Genomic DNA, 20,606 nt, shown 5'->3' with positions numbered 1-20,606 from the left:
GGCGCCCACCCGCCGAAGGGCCGGACGCTCGGCGGTGCAGAGTTCGGTGGCGAGCGGGCACCGCTGGCTGAAGGGACAGCCTCCCGGCGACCCCGCGACTGCAGCGGCCGTGCGGACGCCAAGGGATTCGCGCAGCATCCTCCGCTCGGCCTGTTCCGCGGGCCTCGGCACGGGCGAAGCAGCCACGAGGGCCTGGGTGAACGGATGCTTGGGCGACTCCGTGACGGCTGCCGCCGGCCCGCTTTCCATCACCAGGCCGCGGTAGAGGACGACAACACGCTGCGCCAGGAACTGGACCACCGAGATGTCGTGGGCGATGAACAGGTAGCTCAGGCCAAGCTCGTCGCGGAGGTCGGCCAGGAGGTTGAGCACCTGGGCCTGGGTGGAGAGATCCAGGGCACTGACGGCCTCATCGCACACCACGAGCTTCGGTTCGCAGATCAGGGCACGGGCGACGGCGATCCGCTGGCGCTGGCCGCCGGAGAACTGGCTGGGGTAGCGGTCCACGGCCTCACGGGGCAGCCCCACGCGTTCGAGCATGGCTTCGGCTTTTTCGCGCGCCACTGCGGCGGTAACCCCGCGGATCCGCAGCGGCTCCGCCAGCGAAGCACCGATGCTCTGGCGCGGGTTCAGCGAGGAGTTGGGGTCCTGGAAGACCGCCCGCAGTTCACCGCCGAGGGCGCGGCGCTCTGCAGCACCGGCATGGGTGATGTCCTTGCCCTGGTAGCTGATGGTGCCGCCGGCGCTCTTCTGGAGGCCAAGGATCGCCTTGCCGATGGTGGATTTTCCGGAGCCGGATTCCCCCACCAGGCCTACGGTCTCGCCGGGACGGATGGAGAAGCTGACGCCGTCCACCGCTGCCGGGGCTGCTGCAGCTTTCCGGCCGCGGCCGTACCGGACCAGCAGGTCCTTGACCTCCAGCATGGGCTGCTCCGGCGCAACTGGCGCCGTGTCCTGCCGTTCTGCCGTCTCGATGCTCATGCCAGGTCCTTTTCGACGATTTTCAGTACTCGGTGAGTGGGCACTTCGGTGGCAAGCCATTCCAGGCCCTCCACCGCCAGTTCGTCCGCCTTGACGCAGCGGACCAGTCCGTCTTCGGAGCCGGAAGGCAGCAGCGGCACCGGGGCGGCGCACGCGGAGCCGGCGAACTGGCAGCGCGCCATGAAGCGGCAGCCCGTGGGCCAGTTCTTTGGCTGCGGAACCTGGCCGCTGATGGTGGCCAGCCGTTCAGGCATGTCCGCCGCGGTGTTGGCGTGCGGGTCGGCGGCCAGAAGCGCCAAGGTGTAAGGGTGGCGGGGGTTGTCGAGAATATTGGCGGTCCGGCCGCTTTCCACCACCTGGCCGGCGTACATCACGGCGACGTTGTCGCAGATGTCCGCCACGACGCCGAGGTCGTGGGTGACCATCACCACGGACATCCCGGTGTCCTTCACCAGGGAGCGCAGCAGCGAGAGGATTTCGGCCTGCACGGTGACGTCCAGCGCTGTGGTGGGTTCGTCGGCCACCAGCAGCCTGGGCCGGCCGGACAGTGCCAGGGCGATGGCGACGCGCTGGGCCATGCCGCCGCTGATCTGGTGCGGGTAGGTCTTGAGGATGCGTTTGGCGTCCACAATGCCCACCTTTTCGAGCAAGCTGAGGGCTTCGGCATGTGCCTCGGCCTTGCCCACCTTCCGCAGCCGGCGGATGGCCGCGGTGAGCTGGTAGCCCACGGTGAACATGGGATCCAGGGCCCGCATGGGTTCCTGCGAGATCAGGGCGATGTCCCGGCCGCGGATGCCTTCCATCTCGCGCTCCGTGGCGGCGGCCAGGTTCTTGCCATTCCACAGGATCTGGCCGCCGGTGGCGGAGACCCCGGCGGGCAGCAGGCCCAGCAGCGATAGCGCGGTCATGGTCTTTCCGCAGCCGGATTCCCCCACCAGGCCCAACACGGTTCCCGGCCCGACGTCGAACGAGACGTCCGTGACCAGCGGAGTCCCGCCGTCGACCCCTACAGAGAGTCCGCGGACGCTCAGGTGGCCTTTGGCCGGGATGGCTCCCGCCTCGGCCACCGAGGCCGCGGCGCCCGCTGCAACAGAACGCTGGCGGCGCGCCGCTGCCGACGGCAGGTGCGAGACGCCAGTGTTCGGCGCCTTCCCCAGGGCGTTGCCGATCGCGTTGGCGGCCAGGACGGTCAGGGCAAGGACCGCACCGGTGGGAACCATCAGCCACGGGGCGTCGTAGACGTGCTGGGAAGCGCCCTGGATCATGCCGCCCCAGCTGGGTTGCGGGATGGGCGGGCCGAAGCCGATGAACGCCAGGCCGGCCTGGATCAGCATGCCGACAGCGAAGATGAGGGCGGACTGGACCACGATGGTGTTGGTCAGTCCGGGCAAAACGTGGCGGAGGCTGATCCCCAGGGTGCTGACGCCGTCCACCTTGGCCGCGTCCACGTACAGCTGGGACTGGAGCGACTTGGCCTGGCCCAGCATGACGCGGTAGATGCCGGCGGAAATGAGGACGCCCAAGATGGCCATGATCAGCGGGATGTTGGTTCCCACGGCACCGATAACTGCCAGGATGATGACGGTGCCGGGCAGCGACATCATGACCTCGGTGACGCGGCTGATCCCTCCTTCCGTCTGGCCTCTGCCGGCGGCCACCATGGCCAGGGCGGTTCCGAGCACGACGCCGACAATCACCGTGATCAGTGAGGTTCCCAGGGTGCCTGCGGCGGCAGCGAAGATGCGGCTGAGGAGGTCCCGGCCGAGTTCGTCGGTGCCGAGCCAGTGCGCGGCGGTGGGACCGGACAGGACAGCCTTGAAGTCCTGGTCCTCCGTTTTGTAGGGTAGCCACCACTGGGCAGTCAGCGAGGCAACCACCAGGGCTGCCAGCCATACGACGCCGGCCACGCCGCCGGGCGAGGCGAAGAGCCGGCTTGCGGAAATTTTGCTGAAGGCGGCCCGCTGGCCGGACTTGGGCTGCACAGCTGCGGCAGCCGTGGCTGGCGCACTGTCGGCAGGAGCGGGGGCGACGTTGGGGATCATGAGGCACGCAACTTCGGGTCGAGGAACTTGGTGGCGAGTTCCAGCACGAGATTCACGGCCACCACCACGACGGTGGCGAGGACCACCACGCCCTGGACGGCGGGAGCGTCGTGGGTGCTGACGGAGGTCTGGACGGCCTGGCCCAGGCCGGGCATGGCGAAGAGCTGCTCCGCGATGACGGAGCCGCCGAACAGGCCGATGAACTGCAGCGCGATGCCGGCCACGATGGGGAGGCTGGCGTAGCGCAGGGCGTGGATGTAGAGGATTTTCCAGGTCGGTGTGGCCGTGGCACGCAGCGTCCGGATGTGCTCCTGCTGCAACGCCTCAAGCATCGAGGCCCTGGTCTGGCGGGCGATGAAGGCCGCGCCGCCTACGGCAAGTGTGATGACAGGAAGGGCCAGGGACATGCCCCAGTCCTGCGGTGAGACCTCGAACGGCACGTAGCCGGTGGCGGGAAAGACCGAGGACTGCACGGCGAACAGGTACACAAAGATGATGCCGATCCAGAAGGCAGGCAGGGCCACGGCCAGGCCGCAGATCCCGCCCACGATCCGGTCCACCAGGCCACCGCGGACCGCCGCGCTCACGCCCAGGCCGATCCCGAGGATCGCGCTCAGGACGGTGGCGCCGGCCGCGAGTGATGCCGTCACCGGAAGCCTGTTGCCCAGGTCCGCGCTAACCGAGCGGCCATCGATCAGGGACGTGCCGAGGTTGCCCTGGACGGCGTCGCCGAGCCAGCGGAAGAACTGGGAGAGGAGAGGATCGTTCCAGCCGAGCCGCCCGTTGACCTCGTCAATCGCCTCCCGGGAGGCCCCGGCGCCGAGCGACACAGCGCCGGGGCTGCCGGGCATCGCGTGCACCAGCAGGAATGCCAGTACCGCGACCACCAGCACGGTGGCCAGCGCCATCAGCAGACGCTTGGTGATGAATAGTGCCATGGTGACCTCCATCGGTCAGGACCTGCCGGACGGCTGCCCGTTCCAGAGTCGGGGTGGCCGTCCGGCAGGTTCAGTGATCAGCTAGCCGGTGCGTAGGACGAGAGAAGCGGGTAGGCGTTCGAACCTGCGAACTTCACCTGCTGAACCTTCTTGGTGTTGTAACCCTGGTTGGTGAGTGACTCATAGAGCGGGATCAACCAGCCGGATTCCACCAGGCGGGTGTTGAGCTTGGTGAGGGCGGTCTTCTTGGCGGCGTCGTCCTTCGCGGCCGCGGCTTCGCCCGTAGCCGCAGTCAACTGCTCATCGGAGGCCTTCTGCACATTGGTGAAACCGTTCAGGACCACCCCGTACATCAGCCCCACCGGGTTGTCCCAGCCGAGTGCGGCGTAGCCGAGGGGCGTGGTCGCGACTGCCGCGAAGGCTTCATCGGTGGAGGACGCCATCTTAATGTTCATTTTGATTCCGACGGCGGCCAGATCCTTCTGGACGGCCTGCAGGTCCGTCTGGGTTTCAGCGCTGCCAACAATGGTGAACTCGAAGCCGTTGCCGTAGCCGGCCTCGGCCAGCAGGCTCTTGGCCTTCGCCGGGTCGTAGGCGAACTTGGTGTTCAGCTCATCGGTGAAGCCCGCGGAATCCTTGGGAAGTGCATTCCAGGCCGCGATGTCGCCCTTGTGCAGTGCGTCCACCAGTGACTGGCGGTTGATGGCGAACTGGAACGCCTGGCGGACTTTCTCGCTGGCAAAGGCGGGAGCGGTCTTTCCGGTCTTGTCGAAGGAAACCATGGTGTGCAGCGTTCCACCGATCTGGGACACGCCGAGGCCCTTGGACTTTGCGAAGTCCACTGTGGGGGAAGTGAGCATGGCGACGTCGGCCTGGCCGGAGACGAGCGCGTTGGCGCGCGCCTGGGGATCCTGGATGACGCTGAAGGTGATCTTCTTGTAGGCGTAGTCTGCGGCGTCGGCGTTCTTGTCGTTCTTCACCATGACGTACTTGTTGCCCTTAACCGTGGAGGGGTCGAGCGTGTAGGGACCGGAGCCGTCCGGGGTTTTGCCGAGGCTGGCCGTATCGGCAACACCGCTCTTGCCGACAACCATGCCCATGGTGGAGGCGAGGTTCTTTTCGAACCCTGGCTGCGGCTTGGCGAACTTGATGGCCACCTGCGTGGGACTGACAACACTCACCGAAGTGATTTCCTGGGCTCCGCCCTTGGCGATTGCGGAGTAGGCACTGAGTGCGGGGTCGCTGCGGCGGTCCAGGTTTGCCTTCACCAGAGCCGCATCCAGGGTAGCGCCGTCCGTGAAGATGACGCCTTCCTTGAGGGTCAGCGTAAGGACCGTGTTGTCCGCGCTGTAGCTGAACTCCTTGGCCAAGCCCGGTCCAACGGAACCGTCCGGCTGCAGGGTCATGAGGTTTTCGTAGAGGCCTTCAAAAAACTGCCGCTGCGCGTCGGCGACACGCAGCGGATCGAAGCCGAAGGAAGCGCTGTCGCTGTCGACGGCGATGGTCAATGTGTCTTTGTTGACGGCGGTTGCCGCCTGGGTCCCGCCGCCACAGGCGGTGAGCGAGCTCATGAGAAGCGCCCCGGCCAGAACGGCCGCGCTCCGTCGTGCGGTGGAGTTCAGAAGTTTCATGTAGTGCGCCTTCGCATTCTTTCTCAGCAAACGGGGGTCAACATCCGTGGGGAGCCCGGCGGCCTGTATACCGATCGTCCGTGACCAGCTTCCGGGCCGTTGCGCCGGTGCCCCTCTCGTCAGATGGGTCTCGGCGACCGGCTCACTCAAGGATCACGGCGACGCCTCAAACGGAAACACGAGAATGTCATTGATTGGAAAAGTATTGTGGTGAGGATCACTCCGGACGGGTCTCGAATGGACGCGCGATGTCCGCGGGACCAGCGATGAGTCTTTCAACCAATGAAAACGGCCGACCTCCCCTGGCATTGACCGCGGAGGATGGACAGTCAGCCCATGCACAGTCGCTTGGCGCTCAGATCGAAAGGAACCAGATGACCGACTCTTTTGCCTTCCCGCACGATTTCCTGTGGGGCCTCGCCACGGCAGCCCACCAGGTCGAGGGAAACAATGTCAACAGTGACTGCTGGTTCCTGGAGAGGCTCCCCGGAACGATCTTCGCCGAACCGTCCGGGGACGCCGTCGACCACTACCACCGGTACCGCGAGGACATTGCCCTGATCGCCGGCCTGGGGTTCACGAGTTACCGCTTCTCCTTGGAGTGGGCCCGCATCGAGCCCGAGGAAGGCTACTTCTCGGTGGCGGAACTCAACCATTACCGCCGCGTGCTGGAGGCCTGCCATGAGCACGGGCTCATCCCGGTAGTCACCTTCCATCACTTCACGTCACCCAGGTGGCTCCTGGCGGCCGGCGGCTGGGAGGACCCGCAGACCCCCGAACGGTTCGCCCGCTACTGCGACCGGGCCATGAGGCACCTCGGCGATCTCATCGGCGTCGCCTGCACCCTAAACGAGCCCAACCTCCCGTGGCTCCTCAAGGAACTTGGCCTGGGCGGCGAGGACCCCGAACGCAGGGCAGAGGTGCCGCTGTGGGCGGCCGCGGCAGACCGGCTCGGGATCGACGCAAGCCGCGTGGCACCCTTCCAGTTCACGGTCTCCGAGGCTGGCTTCGACATCAAGCTTGCTGCACACCGGCAGGGCCGGGCCGCCATCAAGGCGATCCGGCCGGAGCTCCCGGTCGGGTGGACCCTGGCCAACACCGACATCCAGGCAGCCGAAGGCGGCCAGGACCGGGCGGACAGGATCCGTCGAGAGGTCAACGAACGCTTCCTCGTGGCGTCCCGCGACGACGACTTCGTGGGGATCCAGACGTACGGCCGGACGGTCTTCGGTCCGGTCGGGGTGATGCCGGCCCCCGAGGGAGCCGCGACGAACCAGATGGGCGAGGAAATTTACCCCGAGGCCCTCGAAGCGACCATTCGGGAGGCAGCCAGCGTCGCCGGCATCCCTGTCATCGTCACGGAGAACGGCCTGGCGACCGACGACGACTCTCAGCGACTGGCCTACCTCCGCACGGCGGTCGCCGGCGTGGCGTCCTGCCTGGCCGACGGCATCGACGTCCGCGGCTACATCGCCTGGACAGCCTTCGACAACTTCGAGTGGATCTTTGGCTACGGTCCGAAGTTTGGCCTCATCGCGGTGGACCGGGCCACGCAGGAACGGACCCCGAAGGAGAGTGCCAAGTTCCTCGGCAGCCTTGCCGGGACGAGGGTTACCGCGTCCGTTTGAACCGGCGCCGGCGCAGTCGACGCCCCACCCCAACAGTGCCGCAGCCATGGAGTACCGGCTAGGAGTTTCATTGGGCGAAACACTATTGTGGTGGGGGTCACTGGCGATGAACTAGGAACGGTTTTAAATGACAGCAGCCCCGGAAAGGGATCCGGACAGCGCCGGGCCCGGAACCCCCGCTCCCGCGCGCGGCAAGCGGCCCAAACAGGGCGAACCGGTGATCGACCGGGCCCTGAGCCTGCTCGCTGTCTTCACGGACCGCCGCCGGGCGCTGACCCTGTCAGAGATGGCCCGTTTTGCGCAGATGCCCGCCCCGACGGCGTTGCGCCTCATTGCCCGGCTGGTCGCCTGGGGCGCTCTGGAACGGCTCGACGACGGACGCTACGTTGTGGGCGTCCGGCTGTGGGAAATAGCGTCCCTCTCCCCGAGGGGCCACGGGATCCGCGAAATCGCGTTGCCCTACCTTGAGGATCTCTTCGAGGTGACGCGCCATCACGTGTTGCTGGCCGTGCGGGATAAAGACCAGGCCGTCCTGATCGAACGGCTTTCCTCCAAGCAGGCCACGGAAGTCGCCTACCGGGTGGGCGGCCGGCTCCCCCTGCGCTCCACGGCCGTCGGCCTGGTCCTGATGGCCGGCGCGGACGCGGCATTCCAGGAAAAGATCCTCAGGGAACCCGCGGAAACTGAACCGGGCGTGGCTCCCATGCCGGAGGGCCAGCTGCGGCGCACCCTGTCCGACGTCCACCGGACGGGGATTGCCATGATCCGCCGGTCCGCGCCGTCCCTGACTGTTTCCGTGGCGGCGCCCGTCTTTGATGCCCAGGGCACGGTGGTGGCCGCACTGTCGATCGTGGTACCGGACGGTACCACCCCGCCCAACGTCCTGGCTCCGGCGGTGATGGCCACCGCGAGGGCAGTCTCACGAAACCTTGGCTATCGGGCTGCCCTGGCCGAGGACGTCCGGACCCTGTCGGACGGCTGACCGCGGCCATGCCCACTACCGGCCCTTCCAACCAGTGGAAAGGCCGGCGCGGCGCTGGGATCAAGGGGCATAATCTTGAACCGGCGGGGCGCCAGGCTCCCCGGACCCCCGCCTGCTTCCGCGAGCCCTTGACACGCCCGGTGGCGGCGTCTAGGACTGGCCTTGTCCAGTCCAATCCACCAGCCTAGGAGTTGTTATGGCCACCACGCCCTACGGAATCGTGCACTTCTTCCCGGGAGGCACCAAGGAACAATACGAGGTGTCGCTTGCAGCCGTCCATCCGGGCGCGGGGCTCCTGCCCGAGGGTCAGATCTTCCACGCCGGCGGGGCATCCGAGGGTGGCTGGACGGTCATGGCAGTCCACGAATCGAAAGAAAGCTGGGAAAGATTCCGGGACACGATCCTCCTGCCCCGGATGCAGGCGGGTATTGAGGGCGGCTTCGCCGCTCCGCCCGAAGAGACGGTGATCGACCTTTACAAGGTTCTGCCCTAGCAGCACGTAACCCACACAGCCGCCCTCGTCCCGCAATGCCAGCAGGCGGGCACCCCAGCCTTCGGTCGCTACCCGCGCGCCCTCTGCGGTAACGGCCTCGGGCGCGGCGTTGCTGAGATCCTGCAACACCTGCCACCGAAGTGAAGGATCTGAATCCATCAGCCAGTCCAGGACGGTCATACGCCGACGGTAGCCCTCCCGGCTCGCTGGCATCGGGTGCTCACCACCGAGCAGGCACGCGGCACTGCCGCCGGATGTCCGTGCCAGCGGCCCGGACGCTCAGGAAGCCTTCGGCCGGATCACCAGGACAGGGCACGGAGAGTGGCTGGCCACCTGGGCGGAGACCGATCCGATGTGCAGCCCGGCGAAACCGCCGTGGCCGCGGGAGCCGACGATCACCAGGTCGGCTTCCCGTGCGGCCTCAAGTATTGCCGAGGCCGCTGAGTCGTTTTTGATGGACCGCGTCACGACATTGACACCCACTGCGGATTTCGCCGCCTCGGCGCCCAGCGCTTCAGCCTGCTGCTCCGGTGAGTCCTCCGCCACGATTTCGCCTGCCGCCGTTTCCAGCATCGCCGGATACCACGCCATTGGCGCCTTGTTCCAGACGGTCAGGACCCGGAGCTCCGCATTGCGGTACCGGGCCTCTTCAACACCCCACGCCAAGGCCTCATGTGATTGCTTCGAGCCGTCAAATCCGATCACGATCACAAAGGGATCAACTTTTTTCATGGTTCCAGACTTTCACTGCCGGTTTGCGGCGGCTAGGGGCCTCTGACCCCATCCGGGACCGGTGCCTCACCGCGAAGGCCATCAAGGCTGCCGCGGGGTTCAGACGATGCCACGCTTGGCGGCCGTCTTGAGCGCGTCGCGCCTGCTTACCGCCCCGAGTTTGCGGTAAATGGACCGTTCGTGGGTCTTGACCGTGTTCACGGAAATGTACAACGCCTCGGCAATTTCAGCAGCGGTCATGATGGAGCGCATGTAGGAAAGGACTTCGCGTTCGCGCTCGGTCAGGTTCCAGTAGGACTGCGCACGAAGGCGGGTCTCACCCTGTGCCTCGCGTGCCATCAGCGCTGCGATGAACGACTCGTGCGCTGTGCCCCATACAGCGTGCTCCACGAGCAGATCCGCCAATTCCTCTCTCCGTTCGGCGAATGGACGCAGGACGTTTTCAGGCTCGGCACGGAGGACAGCATGTTCAATCCGCTCGTGTGCCGCCGCGGCATCTCCGGCTCCATGGGCCATGATCGCCTCGGTCAGGCTCAGGCAGGTGTCGATATATGAGCTGCCGCGGCGTTCGGCCAGTGACTCGGCACAGCGTTGCGAAGCGGCGGTGTCACCTTCGCGGCGCAGCAACTCCGCCAGCAGCGTATCCGCCAATGCGCCGTGCCCCCCGGCACCCAGTGGTTGGACGGTCCGCAAAGCTCCGTCCCGGTCCCCCCTGGCTTCGGCAATTTTCGCCACCGCGATGGTCTCCAGGGCATTCCATGACACGGCGTACCGTCCCCGCCCGTGAAAGGACTCCAGCGCCGCACCGGAGTCGGCCAGGCGGGGCAGGTCGCCGGCAGCGCAATCAACCAGGACCCGATAGATGGCGCTGAGCGGACCCGTCGGGAACAACTCGCTGCCCAATCGCTGTGCTTTGGTAAGACAGGTCCGTGCAGCCTTCAGATCATCATTCCAGTAGCACGCGATGCCCCGGGCCAGCCAGGCCGGAGCCATCCGTTGCCGCGAATTCCAACCCAGCGCCTCTCCCCGTTCCAACGCCGCCGTGCCAAGTTCGTCGGCGCTCACGAGGTTACCGGCGATGGCGTGAGCCAATGCGAGCTCGGCCTGGGCGCAGATTTCCATGGCTTCCAGCTGTTCCGGGTTGCCGGTGGCCGCCGTTGCCTGGAGCAGCGCCGTCGCAAGTTCGCCGGTGCGGTGCAGCCGGAACTCTGCCTGGGCCAGCAGGAAGAGTCCTGTCGAGAAGGAGCTGGAGCGGCCGTCTCCTGAAATGTCCGTCGTCGACTGGCCGTCGTCCGTCTCGGTGTGCGGGTCCAGGCGGCCGTCGACAGGCAGCGGCTCGTAGAGCGCCCGGTAACTCTCCAGTCTCCGGCGTCGAATTGCGTCCAGCGCGAAGGTCCGCGACAGCGCCCGGTCGGTGAGCTCGGCTGCGGCGGTGCCGTCGCCGGAAAGGGCACGGCAGACCGAACGGATCATCAGGATCTCCGGATCCTCGCCCCACGGTGCGGGGAGATCCAGGCACAGCCGTTCAAGGGTCTGCACGTCGTTTCCGAGCAGGAATTCGAGCCAATGGGCGCCGAGGGAAATCACGGCTTGCCGGGGTGCGCTTCCTTGCAGCGCCTGGGCGACGCCCTCGACGACGTCGACGTCCTGGTAGTACCTCGCCGCCACGCGGTGCAGACGCTCGGCGAGCAGAGGGTCGCGCCGCTGCAGGATGCGCCGGCACTGCGCCGCGAAGAGGGAATGCCACCGGAACATCGATTCGCCCGCACGGTATTCGTGCTCCTCGATGAAGAGCCCGTTACGGAGGCATTCCTCAAGCAGCACGCCGCCGCGGGGACGGCCTTCGAGTTCGACGGCGAGCCGGCGGCCGAGCCAGTCGCTGGTAGTGGCCCTGAGAATGAATTCGGCCAGCGATGGTTCGATCTGGTCGAGGATCTCTTCTGCGACGTAGTCGGCGAGCGGGACGTGCGTCGGCGCGGAGCCTGGCGTTGCAAGCGGCACGTTGCGCGCCTGCGCCAACGTGACCAGGCTGGCGTGGACTGCCACAGGCCAGCCGGCAGTCATCTTCCAGAGCGACCCGGCGTCGAACGTTTGATCCTGTCCCAGCGCACTGGCGAACTGGGCAACTTCCTCCCGCGTGAAGGCCAGTTCGGCGGCGCGAAGTTCACCCAGTCCCTCGCCGTACCGGAATCTTTCGAGCTGGATGGACGTATGGCCGCGTCCCGAGAGGACCAGCCGCAGTGAGGGGGGTGCCGATGCTGCGAGCACCCCGACGATTCCGTTCGCAAGCCCAGGTCCGGCCAAATGGACGTCATCGATCACCAGGATAATCGGTTCGGTGAGGTGCTCGAGTGCCCCGAGGAGAAGGTCGTAGGAAGCCGCCCGGTCATGGGCAAGGCTCGGGTCAAGAGCCAGGAGGGCGTCGGTTCCGGGCAACGGCAGTTTGCTCGCCGCGGACTGGATCGCCCCAACGACACCGTGAAAGAGCCGCGCGGGCTGCGTGTCGAACCGGTCAAGTGACAGCCATGCGCACGGCAGAGCGCACTTGCGGACCCAATCACCCAGGAACGTGGACTTGCCGTAGCCGGCCGGGGCCGCAACGAGGGTCAGGCGGTGCGAATCTGCGGCCGCGGACAGGGCGCTTTCCAGGCGTGGACGCTCCAGCGCTCCGAGACCGCGCACAGGCGGGCGGATCTTGAACTGTGGGCCCGGTATCCATTCGGTTTCTAGCCTATCTCTCACATTCCACATGCTAGGTGGGGGCAAAAGGGCACCAACAGGGCGCAAAGACCCCTTGTGCGCCGCTCCATAGCGCGACAATACGGCGATTAGGACGACCCGATTGCGGCACGGCACGAATTGGGTGCCCGGCTGTATCATCAGTCATGCCTATGAAGCACGGCAGCCCGACAGACCCGATTTTCCTTCATGACCTCGACAAGGCCGACCGCAGGCGGGTCATTATTTTCGCGATTGCACGTCTCGTCGCATTTTCGGTTGTGGTCCTCGCCCTGTATTTCTTTATTCCCGTCGGGGGATTCAATGACGCCGATCCCGCGGCCGCCTGGATCCGCCTGGCGGGTGTCGTGCTGGTCTTTTTCGCAGTCTTGGCAATTCAATTGCGGCTGATACTCGTGGCGCATATTCCGAGGGTTCGGGCGGCCGCGGCTGTCGCCGAAACCCTGTTGATGTTTTTGTGTCTCTTCGCGCTCCTTTACACATCAATGTCGATCACATCTGCGGCGGCGTTTAGCGAGCCCCTGAGCCGAACTGATGCCCTTTACTTCACCACTTCCACCTTTGCCACCGTCGGGTTCGGGGATATTACGCCGGTAAGCCAGCTGGCGAGGGGTGTCGTGTCCGTCCAAATGATTGCCGATTTAGGTGCACTCCTATTGATCGCAAAAGTCGCGTTCTTCGCGGCCGGGCGGCGTCTGGGCGGCGAATCCTGAATCCGCCGCCGTCATCACCCAAAACGGATGACAGCGGGCCGGCCGGCTGAAATTTCGCGGGCAGTGCCGGGATTCGGTGCGCCACTCTGCACGTCCGACGCGCGGCGTCCAGCCCGTAGGGACGGCCGTGGCGGGCCCTTCCCCGGCGTGACAGATCACCCTGTGTGGGTGGGGCTGGACCGGCACGTCGAGTGAACAATGAAAATAGCCGTGAAATGCCCAGCCGCGGAACACAAGCTAAGGCGGATCCCCTCATGACGCTGAACGATCAGCCCGCTGGCCCCGCTAGCCCGGAACAGGAAGAAATTCTGCGGTTACGGGCCGAAGTCGCCCGTCTCCAGCAGGAACGGGACACTGCCCGCAAGGCCCCGCCGAGGCCGGCCGTGCGGCATACGGGGCTGGCCCGGCGCATTGTGGCAATCGTGCTGGTGGTTATCACCGGCCTGTTGGCCTTCGCGACAGTTCCGGCCCTTTACCTGCGCAGCGAAGTCATCGACACCGATCACTACGTCGCCACCGTCGCACCGTTGGCATCGGACCCTGCGATCCAGGCCGAAATCGCCGACAAGGTCACCCAACAGATCACCGACGCCGTGGATTTCCAGACCATCACGCGCGATGCCCTGAACGAGCTCGCTAAAACGGCGCCCCGCGTGGCGGCCGTGCTCACCGGGCTGGCCCCGATGCTAGCGGAGCAGACCAAAACGCTCATCCATACCGCCGTTGCCAGATTCGTGGCGACACCGCAGTTCCAGGACCTTTGGATCCAGGTGAACCGGGTCGCGCACCAGGGGCTGGTCAACCTTGCCACGGGAAGTACGGGAGGCACGGTCAGTATTGATGAGAACGGCACGGTGTCGATTTCCACGAAAGAGATCATCGCCCGGGTCAAGACTCTCCTTGTCCAGCAAGGGGTGGATATCGCCTCGAGGATCCCGGAAGTTGACGCGCAGATCGCCCTGTTCCAGTCGCCTGGACTGGTCCGTGCCACGGAAACCATCCGGACCCTGGACCGGCTCGGCCCAATACTGGCGTGGCTGACGGTGCTCAGCGCCGTGGGCGCCATTGCCGTTGCCCCCCGGGGCCGGAGACGGAGCACGACGAGCGGCGTGGGGTTGGCCGTGGCGGTGTCGATGGCGGTGCTGGCGCTGTCCCTTGTGATCGGGCGAAGCTACGTCCTGAACTCGATTCCGACGAGTGCTGTCTCCCCAGCGGCGGCAGAAAGCCTGGTCGAGGCGCTCTTGGTACCGCTGCGAACCAGCCTGCGCCTTGTCTTCGTCGTCGGACTGCTGATCGCCCTGGCAGCTTTTCTGGGCGGACACTCGCGTCCCGCGGAGTATGTCCGGCACGGCCTGGCGACTGCGGGCGACTACATCACCGGCAAGATCGGCGGCGGCCAGGCCAAGCCATGGCAGCTCTGGTTGGCCCGCTACCGGCGGATCATCGAAGCCACCGTCGTCGGCATCGCTGTGCTGGTGCTGATCTTTTGGCAGGACCCGACGGCGGCCGTCGCCATCTGGACGGCCGTCCTGGCCGTGCTGGTCATTCTCGTGGTCGAACTGCTGTGCCGGCCGGCCGTAGCCGGCGTGCCGGGCGCCGAACCCGGAGGCGAGCCGGGCGTCGAGCCCGGCGGTGAGTCCAGTGTCGAGTCCGGCACCGAGCCAGCCGGTGAGCCGGTCACGGCGGGCGGCCCTCCCGATGACACGTATCCCACGACTCCCATCCCCCGGGCGCCCGACGCCGGAGGAACCGGCGCGTGAAGGACCGGCGGGACCGGACCACCAGNCAGTTAGCGCCGCGCCAGCCGGTGCTGCGCGGCAGCGGCACCCGCCGCAGACCCTGAGGGGGGCTCCGCCGCCGGCACTAGGGGGCGGTCGGCGTGAACGGGAACAGGTCCTCGCCGGCGCCGTGCACCACCACGCAGGTGGCTTCGGGTACTTCCCGCCACGCCCCGCGGAGATCCCCTAGCGGTTCGGAGACGACCAGGCGCGCATTGTCCGCCAGGTCATGAAGCAACGGGTTCTCCGGGTACTGGACGCGAAGGGTCGCGACGTCGGTGCTGTGGAACAGCGACCGGGACTGCCGTTCACTCGAGTAGCGGAACGCCCAGGTGGTGTCGCCGTCGGTCGTGGCCACTGTCATCTGGATTGGCTGCTCGATCCCGTGGCGCCGGCCGACGTCTTCAATCAGTCCAACCGCGGCAGCTACGGCCGCCCTGGGGTCCTGCTCCAGCCCGAAGGTCAGGGCGAGGAAGAAGAAGAGCTCTGAGTCCGTGGCTCCCTCGATCAGCGGAAAGAGCGATGGCTCAACGGCCATGGCCAAGTCTCGCTTCACCGTCGGGAACTCCCGGATGAGTCCGTTGTGCATCCACAGCCAGCTGCCGTGGCGGAATGGATGGCAGTTGGTCTGTTGGACCGCCGATCCGGTCGAGGCCCGAATGTGCGCGAAGACCCGGCCGGCCGACGCCTGGGCCGACAACTCGCGGAGGTTGCGGTCATTCCACGCGGGCTCCGTGCTGTGGAACAACCCGGGATACGGCGCGGATCCGTACCAGCCCACGCCGAAGCCGTCCCCGTTGGTGGTTTCAACGCCCATTCGAGCGTGCTTGCTCTGCATCACGAGCGAGTTGGTCGGTTTGTACAACAGCTCCTCCAGTTGCACCGGCGAACCCGAATACGCTAGCCAACGACACATGGCATCCTCCCTCAGTTGTGGACTGCAGTCCATCACGGCGACGGAGCGGGCACATCATCACCCCGGGGTGATTCGGGCCGCGGGGTGGGAGGTAATGGGGTCCCACCCGTGTTCGATAGTTCCGGCGTCGCGTCCCCGCTGGTCAGCGGCGTGCCTGGCATGGGGAGCGGCGTGAAAGGATCACCCGCGGCGGGTGACGCGCAAGCGGGCCCCTCACCCAACACTGGTGGTACCTGCCAGTGATTGGGCTGCCAGGCGAAAGCCCATGGAGAGGTGAGTCCAATGTCGACACCAAAACCAGTCCTCGCGCGAATGTCTGCGCTCGGGGCGGCGGTTGCGCTGCTCGCCGGCTGCGCCACCTCGGGACCCAGCAGCAGCCCCAGCGCGAGCCCGACGGCGAGCGTTTCACCGGTTTGCGCTGCGGCCACTGGCTTTTCAACAGCCCTGACGAATTTCAAGGACTCCCTCAAGCCAGGCGCCACGATCGGCCAGATCCAGGCGGCCCGTGATCAGGTGCGGAAGAGCTACGACGATCTGGTCAACGCGGCCAGCGACGCGGCCAAAGATCGGGTGGATGCCGTTAAAGCTGCCCAACAGAAGTTCACCTCTGCTGTGAACTCCGTTCCCGACGACGCCACCCTGACGCAGGCGGCCAACTCGCTCAAGGACGAAGCCGCGAACGTGCAGGCCGCCATCAGCGATCTCTCGAATGACGCCAAGTGCTAGCCCGGGTCCTCCGGGATATCCGCGGTGAAACCCATTCCCATCCAAGGCTGCGTTCGTAGGCGACGCCGCACCAAGCGAAAGTAGGGAAGCCAAAATGAATTTCTTCGAGAACTTTTGGGATATTCTCTGGTGGTTGTTCATCTTCTATGCGATTATCGCCTTCCTGTATGCAGTGTTCATGGTGATCGGCGACCTCTTCCGCGACAACGAACTCAGCGGCTGGTGGAAAGCCGTCTGGATCGTCCTTCTGGTCTTCATACCGTTCCTGACCGTGCTGGCATACATGATTGCCCGGGGCAAGGGCATGGCGGAGCGGTCAATGGCGCGGGCCCGCAAATCCCAGCAGGAAACCGATGCCTACATCCGCAGTGTCGCCACGGCCAGCCCCACCGAGGAGATCGCCAAAGCCAAAGCACTCATGGACGCGGGAACCATCAGTGCAGAGGAGTTTGCCCAGATCAAGAGCAAGATCGTCGTCTGACTCCGGGTTGAGGCGCGAGGAGCAGGCCTGGCCAACTCGCTATTCATGAGGCCATGAGGCTTCTAAGATATGGCTAGGCTGAACCAAGGAGGGCTCATGGAGCCGGAACCATCGGAATCCAATCCACGTTCGGCCCTCCCCCGTACCGTAATAATCCTGCTCGCCCTGGCCAGCGCGACGATTGCAGCGTTCGGCCTCGGCGCGATCCAGGGAATAGTCACCCCCGTCTTTTTTGCCTTCGTGCTGACGCTTTGTGTCCATCCGCTGCGCCGCTGGATGCAGGCACGGGGAATTTCCCGGGGCATCGCCACCGGAACCACAATCGCGGCTGTCTTCGGATTGCTGACCGCCTTCGCCGCAGTCCTGATTGCCTCACTCGCCCAGTTCTCCGCGTTGCTGCCGCAATACGCCCCCCAAATGGCCGAGTTCGGCGCAAGGATCTCCGCGATGCTGGAATCTGTAGGATTTGGCCCGGAGCAAACCCAGGCAGTCCTGAACGGGTTTACGCCGGGCCGCATCGTCGGGTTCCTCGGCGGCCTCCTGGGAAACGTCGCAAGCCTGGTGACCAGCCTCGTGATCATCCTGACGATGCTCATTCTTATGGCGATTGACGGCTCGCGCGTGCCGGCGCTCTTGATTCACCTGAACTATCACCGGCCGGCACTGGTTTCAGCGCTCAACGGCTTCGGAACCGGTGTACGCCGCTACATGGTCGCCACCACGGTCCTCGGAATCGCGCAGGGGTTGTTCAACTGGCTGGTTCTGGTCATCCTGCAGATCCCCGGCGCCCTGCTCTGGGGGCTGCTGTCTTTCATCTGCAGCTTCATCCCCAACATCGGGTATTTCATCGCCATCATCCCACCGTTGTTCTTCGGCTATCTCACCGGGGGCTGGCCGACCTTCGTGGCAGTCATCATCATCTATGGCGGAATCAACAGCATCATCCAGTCGATCATCCAGCCGAAATACGTGGGCAACGCGGTGTCGCTGAGTGAGACGTTGACCTTCTTCTCCGTCCTCTTCTGGGCAGTGGTCCTGGGTCCTGTCGGCGCCGTCCTCGCCGTTCCCCTGACGCTCTTGTTCCGAACCATCCTGCTCGATTCCGACCCGACACTTTCATGGTGGCGGCCGTTGACGGGCGACAATAAGGACCTCGAGCTGCTCATCAAGGAAGAAGACAAGGCGATCCGGGCACGCCGCGGACGACTGAAGACGGGCCGCCCGGACACCGGAAGCGGGCCGAAGGCATGACATGCCGTCGGGGTGCTACCGGGGGAAGGTGAGGGGAGCATGCTGAGCACTCTCAGCAGCCTGGCTCTCTTCGCCCTGGCCGGGGCTCTCAGCACAGTGCCTATCAGCGTGACGATCATGATTCTGCTCTCGCCAAGTCCGCGCCGCGGCGCCCTTCCCTTCCTGATCGGCAGCCTCGCGGGTTCGATCGTGGTCGTGGGCCTGGCGGCGGTCGGGCTGCAATTCCTGCCCGTCAAACCGCCGCGCCTGCGTAAGGACGAATGGGTGGCACAGTTTGCCATTGTGATCGGCGCGCTTCTGGTTGCGTACGCCGTATACCTCCTCGTGAGCAAGGGCGGCCGGGACAACGCCATGCTTGGCAAGATGAAGTCGCGGTTCCGCTCGGCCCGGCCCTGGGAATTCGTCGTCCTGGGCCTGGGCTTTAACCTTCGCCCGAAGGCACTCCTGCTGGCCGTCACCGCCGGTGCCGTGATCGGTGTCCAGGAACTGCCGCCGCTGCCAAGCAGCCTGCTTGTCCTCGCCTACGCCGCCGTGGTCCAGTCAGCCGTCATCATTCCGGTCGCTGTGTGGCTGCGCTCCCCCGAACGGGCCCAAGTGCCTTTGACCGCCTTGTTCAACTGGCTGCAGCGCAATGGCCGCAGGATCGCGGCGATCGCGACGCTGACGATTGGGATCTTCCTCGTGGGCTACAGCCTTCTCCAGCTCTGATCGGACTCCCCCGAAACCACGCGCCTCGACGGATCCGGGAACCCCGCTGTCAGGGGTGCACCTGGACGCTCGCCGCTGTGAACTTCAGCCCAGGACGCTCCCCTCGCCGGTGCCGGCGGGCTTGGGGTCAGGGATCCGAATCATGCGGAACGAGGTGCCGAGCCCGGCGAGGCCGGCAAGGATCGGGACGAACAGTGCAATCTGGAGGGCCAGGGGCCGTGCCTCCGTGTTGATGCGGATGATTTCGTTCTGGATGTCCTCCGGCTGGCCGGCGATCTGTTCCTGGAGTTGCGCGTCGCTCATCACCTGGGCGTCGTCTTCCAGTACCGTTGCGACCTGCTGCTTGTCGTCGGGCGGGAGGACCGTGCTGGCATCGGACAAGCCGATGAAGATGGTCGAGAGCGATGCCAGCATGATGCCGCCGGCGAACGCGAGTCCGAAGGACAAGCCGAACGATCCCGCGGCCGAGTTCACGCTGGCGGCCTCGCTGACCCGCTCGTCCGAAATCGGGGACAAGGTGTAGTTGTTGAGCTGGGATACCAGCAGCCCCAGGCCAAAGCCTGAAATGATCAGCGGGATCAGCAGCCACCAGCCGGAGTCAGCTCGCGGCACGATTGGGACCAGCACCAGCAAACCCGCGATCAGAAACAGAAAGCCCCAACGTATGAGGCTGGCCGGGCGCCGCCTCCCGGACCTCTTCCCGACGATCATGGCGACAGCGAACATGGTCAGCGAGAGCGGGGCGATGGACAGGCCTGACTGCATCGCGTTGTATCCGAGCACCATCTGAAGGTAGATGGGCAGCACGATCATGGTGCCACCCAGAGCGATCTGCTGGAGCATTTGTCCCGTGGCACCAAAGCGGAAGGCTTTTGCTTGGAACAGGTCCGGATCCAGCAGCGTCGGCTTGTTGCGGCGTTTGCGCTGTAGGAGCCAGTAGACCAGGCCGCCCAGTCCGACGGCACCCACGGCCAGGAGTGCGCCCACTGCCTCGCCGCCTTCCTGCCAGACCAGGATTCCGAGCACGACGCCGCCCATGCCGACGATGGACAGAAGTGATCCGAAGATATCCAGTTCCCGGGGCCCGGTGTACGGCACGTCTTTGACGAGCTTGATTCCGGACAGGACGACCGCGATGATGAGGGCCTCGAGCAGGAAGGCGACGCGCCAGGACAGGAACGTGGTGAGGAAGCCCCCGAGCAGAGGCCCGACGGCGGCGGCGATCGCGGCCGACGCGCCGACCAGGGCGTAGACCCGGTGCTGGGCATCTCCCTCGAAATTTCCGTGGATGAGCGACTGCATGGCGGGAAGGAGCAGCGAGGCGCCAAGGCCGCCGATCAGGGCCCAGCAGATGATCACCGGGAGGAGAGTCTGGGCGAGCGTCATCGCCACGGCGCCGACGGCGTAGCAGGAAAGCCCAATGACGTAGGCGCGCTTGCGCCCGATCAGGTCGCCGATCTTGCCGCCGATCAGGATAAAGGCCGCTGATACCAGCGCCTCGAGGGCGATTGTCGACTGGAGTCCGCTGACGGTCGCGCCTATGTCGTCCACCACGGCGGAGATCGAGACGTTCATGATCGACGTGTCGACAACCAGCACGAACATCGCCATGGCCAGCAGCAGCGCCAGCCTTTGGTTGAACTGCACCGGCGGGGTCCCGGCGTCCTTCGGAGAGTTCATCGCGGTCCGCCTCCCACACTCGTTGGCTCGCTCGGGTCCACCACACAACCGGACATGTTGCCTCCTCTGGAGCAGACCGGGCAGTTCACGCATGAGCATGGTCCTGCAGGCACATCCCATCAGCGCCCACCGCAATGCGATGCTGATGCAAAGCTAGCTGTCCGGCCTCGAGACCGAATCATGCCCA

17 protein-coding genes are annotated in these 20,606 nt (G+C 65.7%); 9 read left to right on the top strand and 8 right to left on the bottom strand.

Features of this window, described 5'->3' with window-relative positions; translation table 11 throughout:
• The 4 genes from Y706_RS0111880 to Y706_RS0111865 all read right to left on the bottom strand — a co-directional run.
• A partial coding sequence (locus Y706_RS0111880; protein WP_028276764.1) for an oligopeptide/dipeptide ABC transporter ATP-binding protein occupies window positions 1-981 on the bottom strand: 981 nt, incomplete at its 3' end.
• Entirely contained in the window at window positions 978-3,023 is a 2,046-nt protein-coding gene (locus Y706_RS0111875; protein WP_028276763.1) for a dipeptide/oligopeptide/nickel ABC transporter permease/ATP-binding protein, read from the bottom strand. The genes Y706_RS0111880 and Y706_RS0111875, both read right to left, overlap by 4 nt.
• Window positions 3,020-3,973, bottom strand: coding sequence for an ABC transporter permease subunit (locus tag Y706_RS0111870; protein WP_028276762.1), 954 nt, complete (start codon window positions 3,971-3,973; stop codon window positions 3,020-3,022). Before Y706_RS0111870 ends, Y706_RS0111875 begins: the two co-directional genes overlap by 4 nt.
• 65 nt (window positions 3,974-4,038) lie before the next feature.
• Window positions 4,039-5,592 (bottom strand): ABC transporter substrate-binding protein, encoded by a 1,554-nt coding sequence (locus Y706_RS0111865; protein WP_028276761.1) that lies wholly within the window; start codon window positions 5,590-5,592, stop codon window positions 4,039-4,041.
• A 374-nt stretch (window positions 5,593-5,966) separates the two neighbouring features.
• Between Y706_RS0111865 and Y706_RS0111860 the strand changes: the two genes are divergently transcribed.
• The 3 genes from Y706_RS0111860 to Y706_RS0111850 all read left to right on the top strand — a co-directional run bounded on the left by Y706_RS0111860 (window position 5,967) and on the right by Y706_RS0111850 (window position 8,695).
• Window positions 5,967-7,220, top strand: coding sequence for a glycoside hydrolase family 1 protein (locus tag Y706_RS0111860; protein ID WP_028276760.1), 1,254 nt, complete (start codon window positions 5,967-5,969; stop codon window positions 7,218-7,220).
• 127 nt (window positions 7,221-7,347) lie between these two features.
• On the top strand, window positions 7,348-8,202 hold the full coding sequence (locus Y706_RS0111855) for an IclR family transcriptional regulator (RefSeq protein ID WP_043436046.1): 855 nt from the start codon (window positions 7,348-7,350) through the stop codon (window positions 8,200-8,202).
• A 196-nt stretch (window positions 8,203-8,398) separates the two neighbouring features.
• A complete protein-coding gene (locus tag Y706_RS0111850) occupies window positions 8,399-8,695 on the top strand; it encodes a hypothetical protein (protein ID WP_028276758.1) in 297 nt (98 codons plus the stop codon).
• A gap of 279 nt (window positions 8,696-8,974) precedes the next feature.
• Here the strand turns inward: Y706_RS0111850 and Y706_RS0111845 are convergent, their stop codons facing one another.
• Together Y706_RS0111845 and Y706_RS0111840 are read right to left on the bottom strand one after the other, a co-directional pair.
• On the bottom strand, window positions 8,975-9,427 hold the full coding sequence (locus Y706_RS0111845; protein WP_028276757.1) for a universal stress protein: 453 nt from the start codon (window positions 9,425-9,427) through the stop codon (window positions 8,975-8,977).
• A 99-nt stretch (window positions 9,428-9,526) separates the two neighbouring features.
• A complete protein-coding gene (locus Y706_RS0111840; protein WP_162159076.1) occupies window positions 9,527-12,169 on the bottom strand; it encodes a helix-turn-helix transcriptional regulator in 2,643 nt (880 codons plus the stop codon).
• A gap of 149 nt (window positions 12,170-12,318) precedes the next feature.
• On the opposite strand from Y706_RS0111840, the gene Y706_RS0111835 reads away from it, so the two are divergent.
• Entirely contained in the window at window positions 12,319-12,879 is a 561-nt protein-coding gene (locus Y706_RS0111835; protein ID WP_043436045.1) for a potassium channel family protein, read from the top strand.
• A 254-nt stretch (window positions 12,880-13,133) separates the two neighbouring features.
• On the top strand, window positions 13,134-14,639 hold the full coding sequence (locus tag Y706_RS0111830; RefSeq protein WP_028276754.1) for a hypothetical protein: 1,506 nt from the start codon (window positions 13,134-13,136) through the stop codon (window positions 14,637-14,639).
• Between the two features lie 103 nt (window positions 14,640-14,742).
• Here Y706_RS0111830 and Y706_RS0111825 read toward each other — a convergent pair whose 3' ends face one another.
• The gene (locus Y706_RS0111825; protein WP_028276753.1) at window positions 14,743-15,573 is read right to left on the bottom strand and encodes a class II glutamine amidotransferase; all 831 of its coding nucleotides are present in this window, start codon (window positions 15,571-15,573) and stop codon (window positions 14,743-14,745) included.
• 282 nt (window positions 15,574-15,855) lie between these two features.
• On the opposite strand from Y706_RS0111825, the gene Y706_RS0111820 reads away from it, so the two are divergent.
• The 4 genes from Y706_RS0111820 to Y706_RS0111805 all read left to right on the top strand — a co-directional run bounded on the left by Y706_RS0111820 (window position 15,856) and on the right by Y706_RS0111805 (window position 18,739).
• On the top strand, window positions 15,856-16,299 hold the full coding sequence (locus tag Y706_RS0111820) for a hypothetical protein (RefSeq protein WP_253906773.1): 444 nt from the start codon (window positions 15,856-15,858) through the stop codon (window positions 16,297-16,299).
• A 94-nt stretch (window positions 16,300-16,393) separates the two neighbouring features.
• Window positions 16,394-16,780 carry an SHOCT domain-containing protein gene (locus tag Y706_RS0111815; RefSeq protein ID WP_028276751.1) on the top strand — a complete coding sequence of 129 codons (387 nt, stop codon included), beginning with the start codon at window positions 16,394-16,396 and terminating at the stop codon, window positions 16,778-16,780.
• A 96-nt stretch (window positions 16,781-16,876) separates the two neighbouring features.
• Window positions 16,877-18,031, top strand: coding sequence for an AI-2E family transporter (locus Y706_RS0111810; RefSeq protein ID WP_028276750.1), 1,155 nt, complete (start codon window positions 16,877-16,879; stop codon window positions 18,029-18,031).
• Between the two features lie 39 nt (window positions 18,032-18,070).
• Window positions 18,071-18,739: a GAP family protein gene (locus tag Y706_RS0111805; RefSeq protein ID WP_028276749.1), complete on the top strand. Its 669-nt coding sequence runs from the start codon at window positions 18,071-18,073 to the stop codon at window positions 18,737-18,739.
• Window positions 18,740-18,823: 84 nt separating this feature from the next.
• On the opposite strand, the gene Y706_RS0111800 is transcribed toward Y706_RS0111805, so the two are convergent.
• Window positions 18,824-20,419 (bottom strand): MFS transporter, encoded by a 1,596-nt coding sequence (locus Y706_RS0111800; protein ID WP_028276748.1) that lies wholly within the window; start codon window positions 20,417-20,419, stop codon window positions 18,824-18,826.
• Window positions 20,420-20,606 lie beyond the last annotated feature (187 nt).

The sequence above is a fragment of the Arthrobacter sp. I3 genome (genome assembly GCF_000520575.1).
GTDB classification, from domain to species: Bacteria; Actinomycetota; Actinomycetes; order Actinomycetales; family Micrococcaceae; genus Arthrobacter; species Arthrobacter humicola_A.
Note: the sequence above shows the minus strand (reverse complement) of the source record. Positions and strands in the feature narration are given on the sequence as shown.

Excerpts from the sequence above, each read along its gene's own strand:
- Y706_RS0111875 (WP_028276763.1), bottom strand. The coding sequence starts at position 3,023 with ATGATCCCCAACGTCGCCCCCGCTCCTGCCGACAGTGCGCCAGCCACG.
- Y706_RS0111870 (WP_028276762.1), bottom strand. The coding sequence starts at position 3,973 with ATGGAGGTCACCATGGCACTATTCATCACCAAGCGTCTGCTGATGGCG.
- Y706_RS0111865 (WP_028276761.1), bottom strand. The coding sequence starts at position 5,592 with ATGAAACTTCTGAACTCCACCGCACGACGGAGCGCGGCCGTTCTGGCC.
- Y706_RS0111860 (WP_028276760.1), top strand. The coding sequence starts at position 5,967 with ATGACCGACTCTTTTGCCTTCCCGCACGATTTCCTGTGGGGCCTCGCC.
- Y706_RS0111855 (WP_043436046.1), top strand. The coding sequence starts at position 7,348 with ATGACAGCAGCCCCGGAAAGGGATCCGGACAGCGCCGGGCCCGGAACC.
- Y706_RS0111850 (WP_028276758.1), top strand. The coding sequence starts at position 8,399 with ATGGCCACCACGCCCTACGGAATCGTGCACTTCTTCCCGGGAGGCACC.
- Y706_RS0111845 (WP_028276757.1), bottom strand. The coding sequence starts at position 9,427 with ATGAAAAAAGTTGATCCCTTTGTGATCGTGATCGGATTTGACGGCTCG.
- Y706_RS0111835 (WP_043436045.1), top strand. The coding sequence starts at position 12,319 with ATGAAGCACGGCAGCCCGACAGACCCGATTTTCCTTCATGACCTCGAC.
- Y706_RS0111830 (WP_028276754.1), top strand. The coding sequence starts at position 13,134 with ATGACGCTGAACGATCAGCCCGCTGGCCCCGCTAGCCCGGAACAGGAA.
- Y706_RS0111825 (WP_028276753.1), bottom strand. The coding sequence starts at position 15,573 with ATGTGTCGTTGGCTAGCGTATTCGGGTTCGCCGGTGCAACTGGAGGAG.
- Y706_RS0111820 (WP_253906773.1), top strand. The coding sequence starts at position 15,856 with ATGTCGACACCAAAACCAGTCCTCGCGCGAATGTCTGCGCTCGGGGCG.
- Y706_RS0111815 (WP_028276751.1), top strand. The coding sequence starts at position 16,394 with ATGAATTTCTTCGAGAACTTTTGGGATATTCTCTGGTGGTTGTTCATC.
- Y706_RS0111810 (WP_028276750.1), top strand. The coding sequence starts at position 16,877 with ATGGAGCCGGAACCATCGGAATCCAATCCACGTTCGGCCCTCCCCCGT.
- Y706_RS0111805 (WP_028276749.1), top strand. The coding sequence starts at position 18,071 with ATGCTGAGCACTCTCAGCAGCCTGGCTCTCTTCGCCCTGGCCGGGGCT.
- Y706_RS0111800 (WP_028276748.1), bottom strand. The coding sequence starts at position 20,419 with ATGAACTCTCCGAAGGACGCCGGGACCCCGCCGGTGCAGTTCAACCAA.